At 71.5% G+C, this 21681-nt stretch carries 17 protein-coding genes and 1 pseudogene; 13 read left to right on the forward strand and 5 right to left on the reverse strand.

Annotated elements, in window-relative coordinates; all coding sequences use genetic code 11:
* Positions 1-159: 159 nt before the first annotated feature.
* From OIE51_RS17640 to OIE51_RS17655, 4 genes are all read left to right on the forward strand, one after another.
* A complete protein-coding gene (locus OIE51_RS17640) occupies positions 160-1488 on the forward strand; it encodes a metallophosphoesterase (protein WP_326598675.1) in 1329 nt (442 codons plus the stop codon).
* Between the two features lie 158 nt (positions 1489-1646).
* A complete protein-coding gene (locus tag OIE51_RS17645) occupies positions 1647-1943 on the forward strand; it encodes a carboxypeptidase-like regulatory domain-containing protein (protein ID WP_326598676.1) in 297 nt (98 codons plus the stop codon).
* A gap of 105 nt (positions 1944-2048) precedes the next feature.
* Complete coding sequence (locus OIE51_RS17650) at positions 2049-3689, forward strand: ABC transporter substrate-binding protein (protein ID WP_326598677.1); 1641 nt, start codon at positions 2049-2051, stop codon at positions 3687-3689.
* 23 nt (positions 3690-3712) lie between these two features.
* Positions 3713-4543: a hypothetical protein gene (locus OIE51_RS17655; RefSeq protein WP_326598678.1), complete on the forward strand. Its 831-nt coding sequence runs from the start codon at positions 3713-3715 to the stop codon at positions 4541-4543.
* Positions 4544-4562: 19 nt separating this feature from the next.
* Here the strand turns inward: OIE51_RS17655 and OIE51_RS17660 are convergent, their stop codons facing one another.
* The 5 genes from OIE51_RS17660 to sdhC form a co-directional block, all read right to left on the reverse strand.
* Positions 4563-5930 (reverse strand): FAD-binding oxidoreductase, encoded by a 1368-nt coding sequence (locus OIE51_RS17660; RefSeq protein WP_326598679.1) that lies wholly within the window; start codon positions 5928-5930, stop codon positions 4563-4565.
* A 143-nt stretch (positions 5931-6073) separates the two neighbouring features.
* On the reverse strand, positions 6074-6856 hold the full coding sequence (locus tag OIE51_RS17665; protein ID WP_326598680.1) for a succinate dehydrogenase iron-sulfur subunit: 783 nt from the start codon (positions 6854-6856) through the stop codon (positions 6074-6076).
* Complete coding sequence (gene sdhA, locus OIE51_RS17670) at positions 6856-8610, reverse strand: succinate dehydrogenase flavoprotein subunit (protein WP_326598681.1); 1755 nt, start codon at positions 8608-8610, stop codon at positions 6856-6858. The genes OIE51_RS17665 and sdhA overlap by 1 nt, the downstream gene beginning before the upstream one ends.
* Before the next feature lie 21 nt (positions 8611-8631).
* Positions 8632-9093 carry a succinate dehydrogenase hydrophobic membrane anchor subunit gene (locus OIE51_RS17675; protein ID WP_326598682.1) on the reverse strand — a complete coding sequence of 154 codons (462 nt, stop codon included), beginning with the start codon at positions 9091-9093 and terminating at the stop codon, positions 8632-8634.
* Between the two features lie 5 nt (positions 9094-9098).
* A complete protein-coding gene (sdhC, locus tag OIE51_RS17680; RefSeq protein WP_326598683.1) occupies positions 9099-9479 on the reverse strand; it encodes a succinate dehydrogenase, cytochrome b556 subunit in 381 nt (126 codons plus the stop codon).
* Positions 9480-9700: 221 nt separating this feature from the next.
* Here sdhC and OIE51_RS17685 point away from each other — a divergent pair, with 221 nt between their 5' ends.
* The 9 genes and pseudogenes from OIE51_RS17685 (at position 9701) to OIE51_RS17725 (ending at position 21603) form a co-directional block, all read left to right on the forward strand.
* On the forward strand, positions 9701-11332 hold the full coding sequence (locus tag OIE51_RS17685; protein WP_326598684.1) for a beta-N-acetylhexosaminidase: 1632 nt from the start codon (positions 9701-9703) through the stop codon (positions 11330-11332).
* Positions 11333-11655: 323 nt separating this feature from the next.
* Positions 11656-12198: pseudogene (locus OIE51_RS17690) on the forward strand (RNA polymerase sigma factor); the annotation flags it as partial.
* Between the two features lie 301 nt (positions 12199-12499).
* Entirely contained in the window at positions 12500-14083 is a 1584-nt protein-coding gene (locus OIE51_RS17695) for an acyl-CoA mutase large subunit family protein (protein WP_326598685.1), read from the forward strand.
* 203 nt (positions 14084-14286) lie between these two features.
* Positions 14287-15645 carry a DUF6716 putative glycosyltransferase gene (locus OIE51_RS17700; protein ID WP_326598686.1) on the forward strand — a complete coding sequence of 453 codons (1359 nt, stop codon included), beginning with the start codon at positions 14287-14289 and terminating at the stop codon, positions 15643-15645.
* A 94-nt stretch (positions 15646-15739) separates the two neighbouring features.
* Entirely contained in the window at positions 15740-16945 is a 1206-nt protein-coding gene (locus tag OIE51_RS17705; protein WP_442811950.1) for a cytidylyltransferase domain-containing protein, read from the forward strand.
* Positions 16942-17877 (forward strand): N-acetylneuraminate synthase family protein, encoded by a 936-nt coding sequence (locus OIE51_RS17710; protein WP_326598689.1) that lies wholly within the window; start codon positions 16942-16944, stop codon positions 17875-17877. The genes OIE51_RS17705 and OIE51_RS17710 overlap by 4 nt, the downstream gene beginning before the upstream one ends.
* A gap of 95 nt (positions 17878-17972) precedes the next feature.
* On the forward strand, positions 17973-19025 hold the full coding sequence (locus OIE51_RS17715) for a hypothetical protein (RefSeq protein ID WP_326598691.1): 1053 nt from the start codon (positions 17973-17975) through the stop codon (positions 19023-19025).
* A gap of 142 nt (positions 19026-19167) precedes the next feature.
* The gene (locus OIE51_RS17720; RefSeq protein WP_442811951.1) at positions 19168-20373 is read left to right on the forward strand and encodes an amidohydrolase; all 1206 of its coding nucleotides are present in this window, start codon (positions 19168-19170) and stop codon (positions 20371-20373) included.
* A gap of 177 nt (positions 20374-20550) precedes the next feature.
* The gene (locus tag OIE51_RS17725; protein ID WP_326598692.1) at positions 20551-21603 is read left to right on the forward strand and encodes a BMP family lipoprotein; all 1053 of its coding nucleotides are present in this window, start codon (positions 20551-20553) and stop codon (positions 21601-21603) included.
* Positions 21604-21681: the final 78 nt, after the last annotated feature.

The raw sequence follows: 21681 nt of genomic DNA on the forward strand, positions 1-21681 counted from the left end.
AAAGGACGAGCGATTGAACGGCACACGGTGAACTTACCGTTGCCCCCCGGAGCGCCCACCAGCGGAGCGGACCAAACCGGTGAGGACCCGGGTCAAATGGGGGACGGGCATCCCGGATACTTGCGGTGGGGGACGACTGACAGCACAGAGGGGAACTTCATGCTTATCGGCGCGGCCGTCGTCTTCTCACTTTTGCTCACGGGAACGCACTGGTATCTGTGGCGGCGCCTCGTGCGCGACGTCTCGGCCCCCGGCGGCTGGTACCGCCGGATAGGCACGGCGGCGGTCGTGGTGCTGCCGCTGCTGTCGATGCTCGCCACGACGGGCCGCGAGATCGGCATCCCGTTCGGGGTGCTCCAGGCGCTGGCCTGGCCGGGCAACTACTGGCTGGCCATGCTGCTGTACCTGATGCTGCTCCTGGTCCCGGCCGAGCTCCTGCGCTGGGCGCTGCTCCGCCGCACGCGGACGCCCGTGCCCGCCACCGCCACCGCCACCGTCCCGGACGCCGAAGCGGCGCGGAGCACGGAGCCCGTGGCGGTCGGTGCGGCGGCGGGTGTCTCCGGGGCCGGCGCCGGGGGCGGTGCGGCGGTGCCGGACGAGGAGCCGGAGATCACGGCCCCGCCCGGGGCCGGGGCCGGGGACGCCGCGCGCGAGGCGGACGCGCTCAGCCGCCGGCTGCTTGTCTCGCGAGGGATCGCCGTCGGGGCCGGGGTGGTCGCGGCCGGGGTCGTGGGGTACGGGTCGTACGCCGCGCGGCGGCTGACCACCAAGCGGGTCGGGATCACCCTCGCCAAGCTGCCGCGCGCCGCGCACGGCTACCGCATCGCCGTCGTCAGCGACATCCACCTCGGGCCCATCTTGGGCCGCGCCCACTGCCAGAACGTGGTGGACCACATCAACCGCGCCCAGCCCGACCTCGTCACCGTCGTCGGCGACCTCGTCGACGCCGAGGTGGACGACCTGCGGTCCGCCGCCGCGCCGCTGGCCGGGCTGCGGGCCAGGGACGGGGCCTACTTCGTCACGGGCAACCACGAGTACTACCTCGACACCCGAGCCTGGGTGGACCACGTCCGGGAGCTGGGCCTGACGCCCCTGGTCAACGCCCGGGACGAGCTGCCGTACTTCGACCTCGCCGGGGTCAACGACGCCGACGGCGAGGGCAGCGACTTCGGCGGGCCCGACTTCGAGGCGGCGCTCGGCGACCGCGACCGGCGGCGGGCCACCGTCCTCATGGCGCACCAGCCCGTGCAGATCCACGACGCCGTGGACTACGGCGTCGACCTCCAGCTTTCCGGCCATACCCACGGCGGCCAGCTCTGGCCGTTCACCTACCTGGCGGACCTTTCCAACCCCACCCTGGCCGGTCTCGAACGCTACGGCGACACCCAGCTCTACGTCACCCGGGGCGCCGGTGCCTGGGGGCCGCCGGTGCGCGTGGGCGCCGACCCCGACATCACGATCATCGAACTCGCGTCGGCGCAGGCGTGATCCACGTGACAGGCATATGAACGCCTCGCTGTCCGGTTTTTGACCCGGGCTCTCTTCCGGGTCAACTATTCGGGCCAAGCTGGTGTCCTAGATAACGGCTGGAGAACAAACTGGCAGCGTGACGGGAACACGGACCGCGGTGACGGAGGAGTGCGGGGATGACGGACGAGTCCGGGGCGGAAGCCCTCATCATCCGGGGCCAGGTGCGTGACTCGCTGGGAGTCGCGTTGCCGCGGGCCGTGGTGACGCTCACGGGCGCCGAGGGCGGCCGGAATCTGATGAAGACGCGCAGTGCCGACGACGGCGGCTTCACGGTGATCGCGCCGGGCCACGGTGACTATCTGCTGGCCGCGTTCTCCCCGCAGCTCGGCACTCAGAGCATCCTGGTGAGACTGGACGGCCGCCCCGTCGAAGTGGAATTCCGGATGGATGTTCCCGGCGCGGTAGTGGACTGATCACCCCGCGCGTTGTGGCCGGTCCGTTGCCCCCTGTGTAATGCGTGGGATATGGCCCTGTGGTTGGCTGGCCCGCGACACAGCATGGGAGAAGGGGCGCGGGGAGTGCGACGAATCCGGGCCAGAGGGGCCATAGGCATCGGACTGGCCGTGGCGGTGGTGGTCGGCGCGATCGGCGGCTGGATGGTCTTCCGGCCGGACGGCGGTGACAAGGAGCCGATCGTGGTCGGCAGCACCGCGACGCCCACCATGGTCGATCCAGGCGGTGCCTATGACGCCGGCGCCTGGTCGCTGATGAGCAACCTCTACCAGTCGCTGCTGACCTTCACGCCCGGGCAGGAGAAGCCCGTTCCCGACGCGGCCGAGAGCTGCGGGTTCACCGACAACGAGCTCACGGTCTTCCGCTGCCGGCTCCGCGACGACCTCACGTTCAGTGACGGCGACCCGGTCACTCCCGAGGACGTCAAGTTCTCCTACGACCGCGTCCTCGCCATGGCCGCGCGCGCCGAGCGGGAGGCCGGCGACGACAGCATCCCGGAGGAGGACAAGTTCGTCTACGCGGGTCCGGCCGCCCTGCTGGCCTCCCTGGAGGCGGTGCGGATCGACGGCCGGGACATCGTCTTCGAGCTGAACCAGCCGGACGCGACCTTCCCCTTCATCGTCGCGGGCAGCGCCGGGGCCATCGTCGACCAGGACAGCTACGAGGAGCTGGAGCCGCGCACGGACGGACGGGTCGTCGGCTCGGGACCGTATCTGCTCGTCGGCTACCAGGAGGGCGTTCTCGCCGAGCTGGAGCCCAACCCCGCCTACCGGGGCGCCGCCGAGGTCCCCGAATTCCCGGTCACCGTCCGGTACTTCAGACAGGCGGAGGACGGCACCCCGGCCGAGCGGCTGCTGGCCGAGGCGTGGGAGGCCGGGGAGCTCGACGTCAACGACGGCAAGATGCCGCCCCAGATGATGGCCGAGATCAACATCAGCGACCCGGACTTCCGCTTCTCCGAGTCCACCGACGGCTCCATCCGGGTGCTGGCCTTCAACACCCGCGAGGGCGCGCCCATGGCGGATGAGACCGCCCGCGAGGTGGCCGCCTCCCTCCTGGACCGCGAGGCGATCAGCCGCCATGTGCAGCAGGACACCGTCGAGCCCCTCTACTCCCTGATCCCCGTGGGCTTCACCGGGCACGGCACCCCGTACTACGACCGGTACCGCGACCGCGACCCCGACGAACTGCGCGACGCGCTGGAGAGCGCGGGCCTGGAGGTGCCGGTCGCCTTCCACCTCGCCTACTCGCGCGGCGTCGCCAGCAACGAGGAAGCCGACCTCATGGAGCGGCAGCTGGAGGCCGACGGCCTCTTCGAGGTCCAGATCCAGTACTACGACTGGAGCCAGTTCATCCCCACCGTGTACGGGACGCACCCGTACGACGCCTACCTCGTCGGCTGGAGCCCGGACTTCCCCGATCCGGCCACGTTCACCGCCGCGCTCCTCGGCCCCGGCGACGGCCTCAACACCGGCTACCACAGTGACACCATCGACGAGCTGATCGCCCGGACCCAGACCGAGTCCGACCGGGGCCGCGCCGCCGAGGACTTCCGGACCATTCACGAACACGCCGCCGACGAAGCGCCGATCATCCCGATCTGGCAGGCCAAGCAGATCACCATCAGCCGGTCGGACATCACCGGCATCCAGCATCTGTCGACCCACAGCGGCGTGTGGCGCCTGTGGGAGCTGCGCCGCATCTGACCGGTACGGCAGGATGCGGGAGTATGGCACGACTACGGCACACGATCGTTCTCGAACCCATCGGCCGCCGCCGCGTCGACAGCGCCGTCGGCGTGGTCCACGACATCGCGGAGAGCGTGAGGGCGGACGGCGACGGCACGCTGATCGCCGGGGACGGCCGGCCGGTCGTCGAGGTGACGCTCACCGACGGCGAGCATCTGCGGCCGGGCGCCCGGTACGGATTCACGGCCAGCGGCACGTACCTCGCCGCGGCGGAACTCCTGACCTGGGACCGGCGGCGGGAGACCGGCGTCCGCTTCGACATCACCGAGCCCCCGTACACGGTGCCCGAGGGCGGCGAGACCTCCGGCGCCGTCGTCTCCTCCGTGGTCCGGCTGCGCAGCGCGGAACGGCCGGAGCACGTCGAGCTGACCGTGGACGGGGCGCTGACCCGCCCGGACGGGCGGCGCAGGCGGTTGCGCTGGTTCACGCTGCACGGCGGACTCGACCTGGCCCGCTGGTGGGACGCGGTGGGCGGGAAGCCCGGCGGCGCGGCCCCGGGCGCTCCCCCGCTGACCCTGGACATCCGCCACCCGATACTGCGCGCCGGGGTGACGGCCGTGCCCCGCGTGGACGCGGCCGACGGCACGTGGCGGCTCGACGTGGTCATCACGCTGCGCGGCCGGGGGCTGGCCCGCCCGGTGGCGGCCGTGCCGCTGCTGGTGACCCGGCGGGTGCTGTACCGGGCCATCGGCCAGGCCCTGGACCGGCTGGCGGACGACTGGCGCGCGGTGCTGCTGCCCGAGATCGACCGCGAGCCCGCCGAGTTCCGGCGGCGGCTGCTGGACGAACTGTGCACGGGGTCCGTCGACTGAGCCCGCGGGCGGCCGGGCCTCAGAACACCTTGCCGGGGTTGAGGATGCCCAGCGGGTCGAAGACCCGCCGCAGCGAGCGCTGGAGCTCCAGGCCGACCGGGCCGAGTTCGCGGGCGAGCCACTCCCGCTTGAGCAGCCCGACGCCGTGCTCACCGGTGATGGTGCCGCCCAGCTCCAGTCCGAGCGCCATGATCTCGTCGAACGACTCCCGGGCGCGCCGCGACTCGTCCGCGTCGGAGGCGTCGAAGCACACGGTGGGGTGGGTGTTCCCGTCGCCCGCGTGCGCGCACACGCCGATGGTCAGGCCGTGCCGTTCGGCGATCCGCGCGACGCCTTCCAGCAGGTCGGCCAGCCGGTCGCGCGGCACGCAGACGTCGTCGATCATCGTCGTGCCCTTCACCCCCTCCAGCGCGGGGAGCGCGGCGCGCCGGGCGGCCAGCAGCAGCTCCGACTCGGCCGCGTCGTCGGCCGGGACCACCCCGGTGGCCCCGGCCGCACGGCACACCGCGGCCACCGCGGCCAGGTCGGCGGCGGGGTCGGCGGTGTCGAACGCGGCCAGCAGCAGCGCCCGCGTCGACTCCGGCAGGCCCATCCTGGTCATGGTGTTGACGGCCTTGACGGTGGTGGCGTCCATCAGCTCCAGCAGCGAGGGGGTGTGCCCCGCGGCCATGATCCGGCACACGGCGTCGCCGGCCGCCGCCGTGGACGGGAACTCGGCGGCCAGCGCCAGGCTGGGCGGTGGCGCGGGCCTCAGCGCGAGCACCGCCCGGACGACGACGCCGAGCGTGCCCTCGGAGCCGACGAAGAGGCGGGTGAGGTCGTAGCCGGCCACCCCCTTGGCGGTGCGGCGTCCGGTCGACAACAGCCGCCCGTCGGCCAGCACCACGTCCAGCCCCAGCACATACTCGGCGGTCACGCCGTACTTGACGCAGCACAGCCCGCCGGAGCCGGTGCCGATGTTCCCGCCGATGGTGCACTGCTCCCAGCTCGACGGGTCCGGGGGATAGGCCAGGCCGTGCGCGGCCACCGCCTTGGAGAGGTCGGCGTTGACGACGCCGGGCTCGACCACCGCGATCCGGTTCACCGGGTCGATCTCGATGATCCGGTTCATGCGGACGAGGGAGAGGACGACACAGCCGTCCACGGCGTTGGCCGCCCCCGACAGCCCGGTCCGCGCGCCCTGCGGCACCACCGGCACCCGCAGCTCGCTCGCCGTCCGCATCACGTGCCGCACCTGCTCCGCGGTGCGCGGCAGTACCACGGCGGCGGGGGCGCCGGCCGGGCAGAAGCCGGCCATGTCGTGCGCGTAGGAGGCCGTGACATCGGGATCGGTCAGGACCGCCTGGACCGGCAGCCCCTCGTGCAGGCGCGCGACAAGAGTGCTCATGCCAGCAGTTTCACATCTCGGTAGGGAAAATCCTATAGGCGGAAAACGCCTGGTCGGCGCCGCGCCGCTGGATGCCGCCCGCTGGATGCCGCCCGCGCGCGGGCGCGCGGGCGGCCGGGGTTTCGTGGCGCCGGTGTCGCGGGTCAGAAACGACGGGTGATCAGGGCCTGCTTGACCTCCTGGATCGCCTTCGTCACCTCGATGCCGCGCGGGCAGGCGTCCGTGCAGTTGAACACCGTGCGACAACGCCACACGCCGTCACGGTCGTTGAGGATCTCCAGCCGCTGCTCGGCGCCCTCGTCGCGGGAGTCGAAGATGAAGCGGTGGGCGTTGACGATCGCCGCCGGGCCGAAGTACTGCCCGTCGCTCCAGAACACCGGGCACGACGAGGTGCACGCCGCGCACAGGATGCACTTGGTGGTGTCGTCGAAACGCTCCCGGTCCGCCGCGGACTGACGCCGCTCGCGGGTGGGCTCGTTGCCCTTGGTGATCAGGAACGGCATCACGTCCCGGTACGCCTGGAAGAACGGGTCCATGTCCACGACCAGGTCCTTCAGGACGGTCAGACCCTTTATCGGCTCGACGGAGATCGGCTTGGTGCTCACGCCGTTCTTCAGGCTGGCGATGTCCTTGATCAGGGTCTTGCACGCCAGCCGGTTCTTGCCGTTGATCCGCATCGCGTCCGAGCCGCAGATGCCGTGGGCGCACGAGCGGCGGAACGTCAGCGAGCCGTCCAGCTCCCACTTGATCTGGTGCAGCGCGTCCAGGACGCGCTCCTTCGGGTCGATCCTGATCTCGAAGTCCTGCCAGAACGCCTCGGCGGCCTCTTCCGGGTTGAACCGGCGGATCCGGAAGGTGACCGTGACCAGGTGCTCGCTCGGGTCCGGGGCCGGGCGGTCGGTCTTCTCCAACGTCGGGGTAGCCATCAGTACTTACGCTCCATCGGCTGGTAGCGGGTCTGGACGACGGGCTTGTAGTCCAGCCGGATCGACTCGTTGCCGTCGGCGTCCACCTCGCGGTAGGCCATGGTGTGCCGCATGAAGTTGACGTCGTCGCGGTTCGGGTGGTCCTCGCGGTAGTGACCGCCGCGCGATTCGTTGCGGGCCAGGGCGGAGACGACGAGCACCTCGGCCAACTCCAGCAGGTTGCCCAGTTCGAGAGCCTCCAGCAGGTCGGTGTTGAACCGCCTGCCCTTGTCCTGGACCGACACGTCGCGGTAGCGGGCGCGCAGCTCCGCGATGTCCGCCAGGGCCTCCTTGAGGGTCTGCTCGGTGCGGAAGACCATGGCGTTCTTGTCCATCGTCTCCTGGAGCGCCTTCCGGAGCACCGGGACGCGCTCCTCGCCCGTGGCGTCCCGCATCCGCTCCACCTCGGTGGCCACGAACTTCTCGGGCTCCGGCGGCAGTTCGACGTAGTCGGCGGTGGCGGCGTACTCGGCGGCGGCGATGCCGGCCCGGCGGCCGAAGACGTTGATGTCCAGCAGCGAGTTGGTGCCGAGCCGGTTGGCGCCGTGCACGGAGACGCAGGCGACCTCGCCGGCCGCGTAGAGGCCGGGCACCACGGTCGTGTTGTCGGCCAGCACCTCGCCGCGCACGGTGGTGGGGATGCCGCCCATCGCGTAGTGCGCGGTCGGCTGGATCGGGATCGGGTCGGTGTACGGCTCGATGCCCAAGTAGGTGCGGGCGAACTCGGTGATGTCCGGCAGCTTCGCGTCGAGTTGCTCCGGCGGCAGGTGGGTGAGGTCGAGGTAGACGTGGTCGCCGTCGGGGCCGCAGCCGCGTCCCTCGCGGATCTCGGTGTAGATCGAGCGGGAGACGACGTCGCGGGAGGCGAGGTCCTTCATGACCGGCGCGTACTTCTCCATGAAGCGCTCGCCGTCCTTGTTCCGCAGGATGCCGCCCTCGCCGCGCGCGCCCTCGGTGAGCAGGATGCCCATCTTCCAGATGCCGGTCGGGTGGAACTGGAAGAACTCCATGTCCTCCAGCGGCAGTCCGCGCCGGAACGCCGCCGCCTGGCCGTCGCCGGTCAGGGTGTGGGCGTTGGAGGTCACCTTGTAGAACTTGCCGTTGCCGCCGGAGGCGAAGACCACGGCCTTGGCCTGGAAGACGTGCAGCTCGCCGGTGGCCAGCTCGTACGCCACCACGCCGGCGGTCCGCTTGACCCCGCCGGTCTCGCTGAGCAGCAGGTCCAGGACGTAGAACTCGTTGTAGAACTCCACGCCCTCCTTGACGCAGTTCTGGTACAGCGTCTGGAGGATCATGTGCCCGGTCCGGTCGGCCGCGTAACAGGAGCGGCGCACGGGCGCCTCGCCGTGGTTGCGGCTGTGCCCGCCGAAGCGGCGCTGGTCGATCCGGCCCTCGGGGGTGCGGTTGAACGGCAGGCCCATCTTCTCCAGGTCGAGGACGGAGTCGATGGCCTCCTTCGCCAGGATCTCGGCGGCGTCCTGGTCCACCAGGTAGTCGCCGCCCTTGATGGTGTCGAAGGTGTGCCACTCCCAGTTGTCATCCTCGACGTTGGCGAGGGCCGCGGCCATGCCGCCCTGGGCGGCGCCCGTGTGGGAGCGGGTCGGGTACAGCTTGGTCAGCACGGCGGTGCGGCTGCGCTTGGTCGCCTCGATGGCCGCGCGCATCCCGGCGCCGCCGGCGCCGACGATCACGGTGTCGTACTTGTGGATCTGCATTGGCTCGTCTGCCCCGCTGCGCTAGCTGATGTTCGGGTCGAAGGTGAAGATCACCAGGGTGCCCAGCAGCACGGTGAAGACCGTGGCCGTGTACAGGAGCATCTTCAGCCAGAAGCGCGTGGTGTCGCGCTCCGCGTAGTCGTTGATGATCGTCCGCAGGCCGTTGCCGCCGTGCAGCATGGCGAGCCACAGCATGATCAGGTCCCACGCCTGCCAGAACGGCGAGGCCCAGCGGCCCGCGACGAAGGCGAAGCTGACCTTGCTGACGCCGCCGTCCAGCACGAGCTGGATCAGCAGGTGGGTGATCACCAGCACCACGAGCAGGATGCCGGACACCCGCATGAACACCCAGCCGTACAGCTCGAAGTTCGTGCGGGTGGTGCGCGGGGACCTGCCGGTGCGGGCGCGGGGCGGTTCGATGACCGGCGCGGGGTGGTCGGGCCCGTAGGTCGCGTCGGCGGGGTCGGTGGTTTCGATGGCCATGATCATCAGCTCCCGAACAGCTCACGGAGGGCGTGCCCGAGCACCGGATACGCCGCCCCGGCCATGGTCAGGGCCCACAGGCCGACCACGGTCCACAGCATCTGCCGCTGGTATCGGGCGCCCTTGGCCCAGAAGTCGACGGTGATCACCCGGAGCCCGTTGAGGGCGTGGAAGAGGACGGCGGCGACGAGGCCGTACTCCATCACGGCGACGATGGGTGTCTTGTAGACCGCGATCGTGTCGTCGTATGCCTCGGGCGAGACACGGACCAGCGCGGTGTCCAGCACATGGACGAACAGGAAGAAGAAAACGGTGACACCGGTGACGCGGTGCGCCACCCATGACCACATGCCTTCCCGGCCGCGGTACAACGTTCCTGCCGGCACGGAAGAACCCTTCACAAGCGTTTCAGGAGGGCCGGCCGGCAGCTCCTCGCTTCTGACGGATGTCGGTCTGGCCCGGCCGGGTACGGTCCACCGGCCGCGCACATGGTATCGACGGGGTACACCTACTTCAGCCGGGGGGGGCCGGGGTGTGAGCAATCAGGCACCCGCGTCATCCGTTTGCCCGGGCTTGCCGTGCCAGGGCCAGCGGTTACCGTCGAGGTATGCGACGTGTGCCCTGGCGAATACTCGCACTGGCCGCGGCTGTGCTCGTGTTCGCCACGGCCGCGGTGGTCGCCGCCGTCCGCTGGGCGGACGGGGAGGCCGGGACGGATCGCGCCGGCGCGGTCGGCCGGTCGTCGGCGGCCTCCACGCCCCGGGCCGGCCCGAGCCCCACGCCCTCCCCGTTGCCCACCGGCCCCACCGGGGAGCCGGCCACCATTCCCGCCGTCCGCTCCTTCGACGCCGAGCCCGGCCCCGGCTGGGCGCCGGCCGACGCCACGCGCGTGGTCGCCGACCCCGACGGGCCGCTGGACGACGAGGCCGACCGGCTGGCCGGCGAGCTCGGCGCCGGCCGGGCCGCCGGGGCCGCCCGCGCCGGGGACGTCGAGCTGGCCCTGAACCCGGACGCGGACACCGGGGACGAGGGCTACACCCTGGTCACCGACGATCAGCGGGTCACCATCACCGCGCGGACCGACGCGGGCGTTTTCTACGGCACCCGGACCCTGGCGCAGGCGGTCGACGGACGCGGCGGCCTTCCGCAGGGCACCGTCGAGGACCGCCCTGACCGGCCGCAGCGCGGCCTGTCGCTGGACATCGCTCGCAAGCACTTCCCGGCCGACTGGATCGAGGACCGGCTGCGCGAGATGGGCGACCTCAAGCTCAACCAGCTCCAGCTCCACCTCAGCGACGACCAGGCGTTCCGCGTGGAGAGCGACAGCCACCCCGAGATCGTCTCCGACCCGCACCTGACCAAGGACGAGATGCGCGGCATCGTGGACCTGGCCGCGTCGCTGCACATCGAGGTCATCCCGGAGTTCGACTCGCCCGGCCATCTGGGCGCCGTGCTCGACGCCCACCCCGAGCTGCGGCTGACGCGCGCCGACGGCAGCGTGGCGGAGGGCGCCATCGACATCGCGGACCCGGCGGCCGGCGAGCTGATCGACGACCTGCTGCGCGAGTACGACGACCTCTTCCCCAGCCGCCTGTGGCACCTGGGCGGCGACGAGTACGTGGCGCTGTTCAGCTCGGACCCGGAGGCCACCTATCCCGGGCTGGCCGAGGCGGCGCGCGACCGGTACGGACCGGAGGCCACCGTCCGGGACCTGGCCACCGGCTGGCTCAACGACCGCGCGGAGACCACCCGGGAGCTCGGCCGGACGCCGCAGGTGTGGAACGACGGCATGCACCGGGGCGGGACCGTCGCTCCGGACCGAGACCGGCAGGTCACGTACTGGACGGGCCGCGAGTACGGCGCCAGGGAGCCCGTGGAGTACCTGGACGCCGGGTACCAGGTCGTCAATCTCAACTCCGAGTACCTCTACTACGTCCTGGGCGAGGCCAACGGTTTCGCCTACCCGACCGGCGAGCGGATCTACCGGGAGTGGACGCCCGACGTGCTGCGCGGCTCCGCGCCGGTGCCGGACGAGTACGCCGGTGCCGGGCGGATCCCCGGCGGGCGGCTGGCCGTGTGGTGCGACATCGCCGACGCGCAGACTCCGGCCGAGGTGGCCGAAGGCATCCGCATGCCGCTGCGCGCGGTGGCGCAAAAGCTCTGGGACCCGGGCGACCCCGAGCTGGGCTGGGAGGAGTTCACGGCCCTCGCCGACGAGGTGGCGGGGACCGGGGACTGACCCGGACCGGACCGCCCGGCGGTCGGCGCGGGCCGCCCGGGTCCGGTCGGCCAGGTGCCCTGATCTGGCCGACCGGCGGCGAAGCATGAACAGCCGGGGCCGCCACCCCCCACAGGAGAGACCCCGGCTGCCGCCGGACGGGAGCTTGACGGAGCTGCCGTCCGCATCCTCTTCAGCGCCATGGAACAGGTTTCTGTTACCGAGCGGATACGTCCGGATGCGCCATGGACTCAGCCGTCCAGAAAGCGTAGCGTTCAGACGCTAGAGACTCACAGTCACCAGCCTTGGGAGAATGCGGTGCCAGCCGCAAAGGGGGGCCGGGAGTGCAGGGGGCAGACATCGACCTGACCGCGGCGGTGCTCGCGGCTCAGGAAGGGGACGAGACCGCGTTCCGGACGGTGTTCAGGGCCGTCCACCCACGGCTGCTCGGATATGTGCGCACCATCGTCGCCGAGCCCGACGCCGAGGATGTCACGGCCGAGGCGTGGCTGCACATATCGCGGGATCTGGGGAGATTCAGTGGTGACGCCGACCGCTTCCGTGGCTGGACGGCGAGGATCGCGCGGAACCGGGCGCTGGACTACCTGCGGGCGCGCGGTCGGCGCCCCCAGGAGTGCGGCACCGAGGAGGCCGGGCTGACCGACCTCGCGTCCTCGGCCGACACCGCGGAGGAGGCCTTAGCCGCGCTGTCCACCTCGCAGGCGTTCGCGCTGGTCGCGAAGCTGCCGCAGGAGCAGGCGGAGGCCGTGGTGCTGCGGACGATGTTCGGTCTGGACGCCAAACGGGCCGCCACGGTCCTCGGCTGCCGCCCCGGCGCGGTGCGCACCGCGAACCACCGGGGACTGCGCCGGCTGGCCGAGCTGGTCGAGCTCTGGGACGACGGACGGCTGTGACGGAAGCTGTAACGGAAATCGAGGCTACGGCGCAGTAAGAAGCAGGCCGACTGGTCATCGGCCGCGGGGTATTCCCGAGGTCCCCCCCGTACCTCAGGGAACCCCAGGCGCGGGCGGGGCGGCTTTCCCCCTAGCCCCGCCCGCGCACCCTTCACCGTCTCCGCCCGCTCGCCGGGTTGTGACGCTTCTCCCAGCCACGCCCCCTCCCACCGGGAGGATGCTCCTCGCTACAGTCCGTTGCGGCAGGGGCGCGAAGACGCGGGAGGCTGACCACATGACGCGAGAGTCCGAATCCGGAAAGCCCATCGAGCCGGTGTACGGTCCCGAAGCGCTCAAGGGCTGGGACCCCCGGGAGAAGCTGGGTCAGCCCGGCGAGTATCCGTACACCCGGGGCGTGTACCCGTCCATGTACACGGGCCGGCCGTGGACGATGCGGCAGTACGCGGGCTTCGGCACGGCCGTGGAGTCCAACGCCCGGTACAAGCAGCTGATCGCCAACGGGACGATGGGCCTGTCCGTCGCGTTCGACCTGCCCACCCAGATGGGGCACGACTCGGACGCGCCGATCTCGTCCGGCGAGGTCGGCAAGGTCGGCGTGGCGATCGACTCCGTGGACGACATGCGGGTGCTCTTCGACGGCATCCCGCTGGGCAAGGTGTCCACGTCGATGACGATCAACGCGCCCGCCGCGCTGCTCCTGCTGCTGTACCAGCTCGTCGCCGAGGAGCAGGGCGTCGGCGCGGACCAGCTCACCGGGACCATCCAGAACGACGTGCTGAAGGAGTACATCGCCCGGGGCACGTACATCTTCCCGCCCAAGCCGTCGCTGCGGCTGATCGCGGACATCTTCAAGTACTGCAAGGCCGAGCTGCCCAAGTGGAACACCATCTCCATCTCCGGCTACCACATGGCCGAGGCGGGCGCGACGCCCGCGCAGGAGATCGCGTTCACGCTGGCGGACGGCATCGAGTATGTGCGCACCGCGGTGGCCGCCGGGATGGACGTGGACGACTTCGGGCCCCGGCTGTCGTTCTTCTTCGTCGCCAGGACCACTCTGCTGGAGGAGATCGCCAAGTTCCGCGCGGCCCGGCGGATCTGGGCGCGGGTGATGCGCGACGAGTTCGGCGCGAAGAACCCCAAGTCGCTCATGCTGCGCTTCCACACCCAGACCGCGGGCGTGCAGCTCACCGCGCAGCAGCCCGAGGTCAACCTGGTGCGCGTCGCCGTCCAGGCCCTCGGCGCGGTGTTCGGCGGCACCCAGTCGCTGCACACCAACTCCTACGACGAGGCCATCGCGCTGCCGACCGACAAGTCGGCCCGGCTGGCGCTGCGCACGCAGCAGGTCCTCGCGTACGAGACGGACGTGACGGCCACCGTCGACCCGTTCGCCGGGTCGTACGTGATCGAGACGATGACCGACGACATGGAGACGGCCGTCGTCGAGCTGATGCGGCAGGTCGAGGACCGCGGCGGGGCCGTCAACGCGATCGAGCAGGGCTTCCAGAAGTCCGAGATCGAGCGCAGCGCGTACCGCGTGGCGCAGGAGACGGAGTCCGGCGAGCGGATCGTGGTCGGCGTCAACCGGTTCCAGCTCGACGAGGAGGAGCCGTACGAGCCGCTGCGGGTGGACCCGGCCATCGAGGCGCAGCAGGCGGAGCGGCTGGCGCGGCTGCGAGCCGAGCGGGATCAGGAGGCGGTGGACGCGGCGCTGGCCGCGCTGGCCGCCGCCGCGGCCGGAGACTCGGAGAACGTGCTCTATCCGATGAAGGAGGCGCTGCGGCTGCGCGCCACGGTCGGCGAGGTGTGCAACGCGCTGCGTGACGTCTGGGGGGCGTACGTGCCCTCGGAGACCTTCTGAGCCCGTCCGGCTCCGACATCCCCCGGCAGGTGACCACACGTCGCCCACCGGGGGATTTCTGTCTCGGAGCGCTGGAATCGCCGGGTTTCGCGGGGCCCTGTGCGGGCTGGGTGAACCGAGTTGGTTTTAACGTGTCATGCTGTTAACTGGTTGTTGTGACTGAGTTGGCCCGGCACTCGATACCGCTCCCTAGCGTGGGAGGCGTGCCCGTTCCATCCCCCACCCCACTGCGTGTGGCCGTGCTGGCGGATTCCGATACCCGGTGGAAGTGGGGCGCGCTGACCGCGCGCCGGATCGCCCCGGAATCGACCGTCCATGGCTATCTGCTGTGGGGTCGTGCCACGCCGACCGAGCGGCAGCTCGCGGAGATCGGGGCCGAGGCGGATGTCCTGCACGAGGTCAGCGCCACGGACTTCCTGGCCGACCTCGGCGAGCGCGCCCACGAGGACAGCGGCAAGGAGCCGATCGATGTCCTGATCCTCGCCTGCGTGGGGGGCACCATCCAGGCCATGCTGCACGGGCTGGCCCGAGCCTGGCGCACCGCCGACCGGCGGCCCGTCGTCGTCACCGGCTATGTGGGCGTCGTCTACGAGAAGCTGCCCGACGGGCTGCTGCTGCGCCACGGCGCCGACCTCGTGCTGGCGAACAGCCCCTTCGACGCGCGGCGCTTCCGCGCGATCTACGACGGCGTCCGCGCCGACAGCTCGTCCGTCACCGAGTGCGCCCTGCCGTTCCTCGACGGACGTGCGTACGACCCGGGCCCTGCCCAGCGCGGTGAGCGGCCCTACCGGGTGGTCTTCGCCGTCCAGCCCTCGGTGCCCGACAGCCGCAAGGACCGGGTCTACCTGCTGGACCGGGCCGTCGAGCACGCCCGCAGGCACCCCGAGCGGGAGGTCGTGCTCAAGCTGCGCAGCAAGCCCAGCGAGCACACCACGCACATCGAGGAGCTGCCCTACCAGCGCCTGGCCGAGCGCGCCAAGGAGGAGCAGCCGCCCAACTTCCGGCTGGCCTACGGCAACATGGGCGAGGTCCTGGACGAGACGGACCTGCTGGTCACGGTCAGCTCCACCGCCGCGCTGGAGTCACTGCACCGGTCGATCCCCACCGCGGTCCTCTCCGACCTCGGTGTCCGCGAGGCCCTCGGCAACCACTACTTCATCGGCTCCGGCTGCTTCGCCTCCTGGGACGAGCTGGACTCGGGCCACCTGCCGGAGCCCGACCCGGAGTGGCTGGCCGACCAGGGCGTCGCCACCTCGCACGAACGGGCGTTCGCCGTGGCGCGCGGCCGGCTCGACGCGCTGCTCGAAGCGCGCGCGGAGAAGGGGCTGCCGCCCCTGGCCCCCTACTACACGGCCCGTACCGCCCCCGGATATCTGCCCGGCGTCCTGGGCCGCCACGGCCTGGACGCCGAGGGCGAGCCCGTCGCCGGACCCCAGGCCCCCGCCCCGCAGGCGGGCATGCGCGCCGCCTCGCGCCGCCTGCTGCGCCGCACCGCGCGCGGTGCCTACCGGGCGGGTGTTCAGCGGGTGGCGCCGCTCATCCGGCGCTGGGGGCAATTGTGAGCGAGATTATAAGTATGTGTGCGCAACGGATGGCGGAGCCCGCGTGTCCTTGTGTACGAGAGCCGAAAAACGACTTCCGAGGCAAGGCATGACCATGAGTACGGTGCTGGCTGTTATCCCCGCGCGCGGGGGCTCCAAGGGAGTGCCCGGAAAGAATCTCGCGCAGGTCGGTGACGCCCCGCTGGTCACCCGCGCCGTCCGCGCGTGCCGCGCCGCGCGCCTGCTCACCTCCGTCGTGGTCTCCACCGACGACCCCGGGATAGCCGCCGCCGGGCACGCCGCGGGCGCCGAGGTCGTGGAGCGCCCCACCGACATCGCCGGGGACACCGCCACCAGCGAGGCCGCGGTGCTGCACGCCCTGGACACCTACGAGCGGCGGCACGGCGTGACGGTCGACGTCGTCCTGCTCGTGCAGTGCACCAGCCCGTTCCTGACCCGCGAGGAGATCGACGGCGTCGCCGCCGCCGTCCTCGACGGCGCCGACACCGCCCTCACGGCCGCCCCGTTCCACGGCTTCCTGTGGCGCGAGACCCCGCACGCCGGCGGGCACGGCGTCAACCACGACAAGGCGTACCGGCCGCGTCGCCAGGACCGGCCGGAGGACCTGCTGGAGACCGGCGCCGCCTACGCGATGCGCGCCGACGGCTTCCGCGCGGAGCGGCACCGCTTCTTCGGCCGTACCGAGCTGGTCCGCACCGACCCCGCGCGCGTGCTGGAGATCGACGACCCGCACGACATCGCCCGCGCCCGCGCCCTGGCGCCGCTCTTCGACGGCGGCGAGGCGAGCGCCCCCGCCGGGCCCTTCCCCGATTACCTGCCGACCCGCGCCGACATCGACGCGGTCGTGCTCGACTTCGACGGCACGCAGACGGACGATCACGTGCTCGTCGACTCCGAAGGACGGGAGCTCGTCGCCGTGCACCGCGGCGACGGGCTCGGCATCTCCGCGCTGCGGCGGGCCGGTCTCCCCCTGCTGATCCTGTCCACGGAGGAGAACCCGGTCGTCGCCGCGCGGGCGCGCAAGCTGCGCATTCCCGTGCTGCACGGTGTCGACCGGAAGGACCTCGCCCTCAAGCAGTGGTGCGAGGAGCAGGGAATCGCGCCGGAGCGCGTGCTCTACGCGGGCAATGACGTCAACGACCTGCCGTGCTTCGGCCTCGTCGGCTGGCCGGTCGCCGTCGCCAGCGCCCAGGACGTCGTACGTGGCGCCGCGCGCGCGGTCACCTCCGCGCCGGGTGGCGCAGGCGCGATCCGCGAGATCGCCTCGTGGATCCTCGGAAAGGAACTGACCACATCATGACCCAAGGCAACCGTCTTCGTGATTTCGGCGACCGTGTCGTGGGCCCGGGCCGCCCCGTGTACGTCACCGGCGAGATCGGCATCAACCACAACGGTGATCTGGAGAACGCCCTCGCGCTGATCGACGCCGCCGTCGAGGCCGGCTGCGACGCGGTGAAGTTCCAGAAGCGGACGCCGGAGATCTGCACTCCGCGCGATCAGTGGGACATCGAGCGGGACACCCCGTGGGGCCGGATGACCTACATCGACTACCGGCACCGCGTCGAGTTCGGCGAGGACGAGTACCGGGCCATCGACGAGTACTGCAAGAAGCGCGGGATCCACTGGTTCGCCTCGCCCTGGGACACCGAGGCCGTCGCGTTCCTGGAGCGGTTCGACCTGCCGGCCCACAAGGTCGCCTCGGCGTCGCTCACCGACGACGAGCTGCTGCGCGCGCTGCGCGCCACGGGCCGCACGATCATCCTGTCCACCGGCATGTCGACGCCCCAGCAGATCCGGCACGCGGTGGAGGTGCTCGGCAGCGAGAACATCCTGCTCTGCCACGCCACCAGCACCTACCCGGCCAAGGCCGAGGAGCTCAACCTGCGGGTGATCCACACCCTCCAGGCCGAGTACCCCAACGTGCCCATCGGGTACTCGGGCCACGAGACCGGCCTGCAGACCACGCTGGCCGCCGTCGCCCTCGGCGCCACCTTCGTGGAGCGGCACATCACCCTCGACCGTGCCATGTGGGGCTCGGACCAGGCCGCCTCGGTCGAGCCGCAGGGCCTGTCCCGGCTGGTGCGCGACATCCGCACCATCGAGGAGTCCCTCGGTGACGGCGTCAAGCGCGTCTACGACAGCGAGCTGGGCCCGATGAAGAAGCTGCGCCGCGTCAAGGGCGAGGTTGCCGAGCGCGAGGACGCGGGCGAGCCCGCGACCGCCGCGGTCTGAGCCCTCGGTCACCGGCACACGGGCCGGTCACCGGCAGATGGGCAAGGCCGGCCCCCGAGGGTCGGTCCGGAGGATAAGGACTGGGACGGTACCGCATGACCGATGACGCGTGTGGGCAGACGCTGGCGTTCGCCGAGAGCCCGGTCCAGTTGCTGAACACACTGGAATGGGCCCACACGAGCGGTCCCGGCGGCTTCACCGTGATCATCCTTCCGCCCCACGACCCGACCAGCAGAGGGCAGCTGCGCCGCATGGCGCAGCTCGCCCGGGACTCCGGCTGCCGTGTGCTGTGGCGCGAGGCCCGTGGCGGCGCCATGACGCCGTCGCGGGCGCTGGCGTCCCTGGCCGGGCCATTGCGCCGGGCCAGGCGGCTGGTGATCGGGGACCCGTTCTCCCACTATCTCCAGCTCCTGGTCTCCATGGCCAGGAACCGCGATGTCGTGGTCGTGGACGACGGCACGGCGACCATGGAGTTCACCGCCCAGCTCGCGCGCGGAGAGCGGCTGGTGCGCTGGCACCGCCCCAGCGCCAGGGGCCCGCGCGCCCTGCTCTTCGCGCCCGTCGCGCGGCGCGCGGTGCGGCGGCTCAGCCCGGCGGCCGGGCGTTCGGTCGAGGTGTTCACCGCCATGCCCGTGGTGGCCATGGAGGGGATCACCGTCTCGGCCAACACCTTCTCCTGGACCAGGTCTCGCTTCGGGGCGCCCCGCCTCACCGGCGGCGCCGACCTGGTGGGCACCTCGCTGGTGGAGACGGGTGTGCTGCACGAGGACGGCTACACGGCCGCCGTCGCCGAGCTCGTCAAGGAGCACGGCATAACCCGGTACTTCGCGCACCGCAAGGAGAGCGGCGAGAAGCTGCGCCGGCTGAGCCGGGAGGCGGGCGTGGAGATAGTCAGGCCCGATCTGCCGCTGGAGCTGGTGGCCCGGCGCGGCCCGATCGGGTCCAAGATCCTCAGCTTCCCGTCCACGGTCGTGCACACGCTGCCGCACGTGCTGGCGGACACCGCGGTGGAGGTCGTCGTGTGCGACGTCGCCGAGTCCCTGTTCACCGACCGGGTCACCGAGCGCGCCAGCGGCTTCCTGGCCGCCGTCACCAGCACGGCGCGTGCCACGCACAGCCTGGCCGCCCCGCCGCCCGCGCCGAAGTGAGTGACGCGTGCCACACGCGGGGCTGAATTAAGCAGTCATACCCAGTCACACTCGGTCTTATGCGAGCACAGGGTCGTCTCGGAGTATGAACTTTCTCCGGTGAACGCCCTGTTGACCGCCGTTCGGGGCTAGGCTCGATCACGTGAGTGATCTGCTGTCTCCGGAGCCCGCCCAGTCGCCGTCTCTCGACGAGGCGCTGCGGGTCGAGCTCATCGCCTTCCGCCGGGATCTGCACATGCATCCCGAGCTGGGCAACCAGGAAGTCCGTACCACCGCGGTCATCAGGGAGCGTCTGGAGCGCGCCGGTCTCGCACCCCGCCTTCTCGACAGCGGCACCGGACTGATGTGCGACATCGGCTCCCCGGGCGCCGACGGCCCGATCCTCGCGCTGCGCGCCGACATCGACGCGCTCCCCATCCCGGACACCAAGACCGTGCCGTACCGCTCGACCATCCCCGGCCGGGCGCACGCCTGCGGCCACGACGTGCACACCACGGTCGTCCTCGGCGCGGGGCTGCTGCTGGCCCGGCTCGCCGAGCGGGGGCTGCTGCCGCGCCCGGTCCGGCTGATCTTCCAGCCCGCCGAGGAAGTGCTGCCCGGCGGCGCGCCCGACGCCATCGAGTCCGGTGTGCTGGAGGGCGTCGCCCGCATCCTCGCGCTGCACTGCGACCCCCGGCTGGAAGCCGGCCGCATCGGCGTGCGCACCGGCGCGATCACCTCCGCCTGCGACCGCATCGAGGTCAAGCTCGCCGGTCCCGGCGGCCACACCGCCCGCCCGCACCTGACGACCGACCTGGTCACGGCCGCCGCCAAGGTCGCCACCGAGGTCCCGGCGCTGATCGCCCGCCGGGTGGACACCCGCGCCGGCCTGGCCATCACCTGGGGCCGGCTGGAGACCGGGCACGCGCCCAACGTCATCCCGCAGACCGCCGAGCTGTCCGGCACCATGCGATGCCTGGACCTGGACGCCTGGCACGCCGCCCCCGACCTGGTGCTCGCCGCCGTGGACGAGGTGGCCACGATGTACCGGGCCAAGCCCGAGATCCAGTACGTGCGGGGCGTGCCGCCCGTGGTGAACGACGCGGCCTCCACCGCGCTGCTCGCCGAGGCGATGACCGCCCGGTTCGGCGCGGACGCGGTGACCGGCACCGAGCAGAGCCTCGGCGGTGAGGACTTCTCGTGGTATCTCCAGCGGGTGCCCGGCGCCATGGCCCGCCTCGGCGTGCGCCCGCCGGGCGACCCCTCGGCGGCGCCGCGCGACATCCACCAGGGTGACTTCGACGTGGACGAGCACGCGATCTCGGTCGGCGTCGAGCTGCTCACCCAGGCGGCGTTGCTCAGCCAGTAGCCCGTCGGCGCCGGACAGTGGGGGACCAGGTGTGCGGCCGGTGCGGATGTTGCGTACAGGTTGCGTTAACACCGATCTGATAACAGGACGAACTGTGGGGTTCGCTGCCGGTCTACGCGCGTTACGATCGGCCCAGCAGCGCCGTAAGAGGCGCTTTCGACCGAAGGGACAGCCCTCTTGCGCCGCGTATCCAGGTTTGCAGCAACGGTCGCCGTTTCGGCGGTCCTGGCGCTCACCGCCAGTGCCTGTGGTGAGAGCTCCACCGAATCGAACGAGAACGACGGCAACGAGACCGGTGACTCCTCGCACGGCGTCGGCATCGCCTTCGACGTCGGCGGCCGGAACGACCACTCGTTCAACGAGTCCGCCGCGCGCGGTGGCGACCGGGCCGAGGAAGAGCTCGGTGTCCACGTCGAGTACCAGACGGCCCGCAACGGCGAGACCGACGCCGACCGTGTCCAGCGCCTCACCTCCCTGGCCCAGGAGGGCTACAACCCGGTGATCGGCGTCGGCTTCCTCTATGGCAACGCCATCGCGGAGGTCGCCGCGGACTTCCCGGACACCACATTCGGCGTGGTCGACTCGGCCCCCGAGGGCGACAACGTCTACGGCATGGTCTTCGCCGAGCACGAGGGCTCCTACCTGGCCGGCGTCGCCGCCGCCCTGAAGACCGAGTCCGACACCGTCGGCTTCATCGGCGGCGTGCAGATCCCGCTGATCCAGAAGTTCGAGGCGGGCTTCGTGCAGGGGGTCGAGGACACCAACCCGGACGTCGAGGTCGAGGTCAACTACCTCTACCGCGACGACGACCGCGGCTTCAGCGACCCGGCCCGCGCCGCCGAGCAGGCCAGCGGCATGCTCGACCGCGGCGTGGACGTCATCTACACCGCGGCCGGCTCCTCCGGCCAGGGCTCGATCGAGCAGGTCGCCGGTGTCGAGGGCGCCTGGGCGATCGGTGTCGACTCCGACCAGTACGCGCAGCCGGGGCTGGCCGAGTTCCAGGACTCGATCCTCACCTCGGTGGTGAAGGGTGTGGACGTGGCGGTGTTCGACCTCATCGAGGCGGTCGTCGGCGGCGAGGCCCCGTCCGGCGTCCACGAGTACACCCTGGCCGAGAACGGCGTCTCGCTGGCCACCTCGGGTGGCTTCGTCGATGACATCCAGGCCCAGATCGAAGAGGCGACCCAGAAGATCATCGATGGCGAGGTCGTCGTCAACGACACCCCGTAGGTCCCGGTTCCCGGGCCCTCGGCCCCGCCCCGCACGGTGGCCGGCCGGGGCGGCTCCGGACCGTCGCGAGACCCGCGA

It is taken from the genome of Streptomyces sp. NBC_01803 (genome assembly GCF_035917415.1).
Lineage (GTDB): Bacteria > Actinomycetota > Actinomycetes > Streptomycetales > Streptomycetaceae > Streptomyces.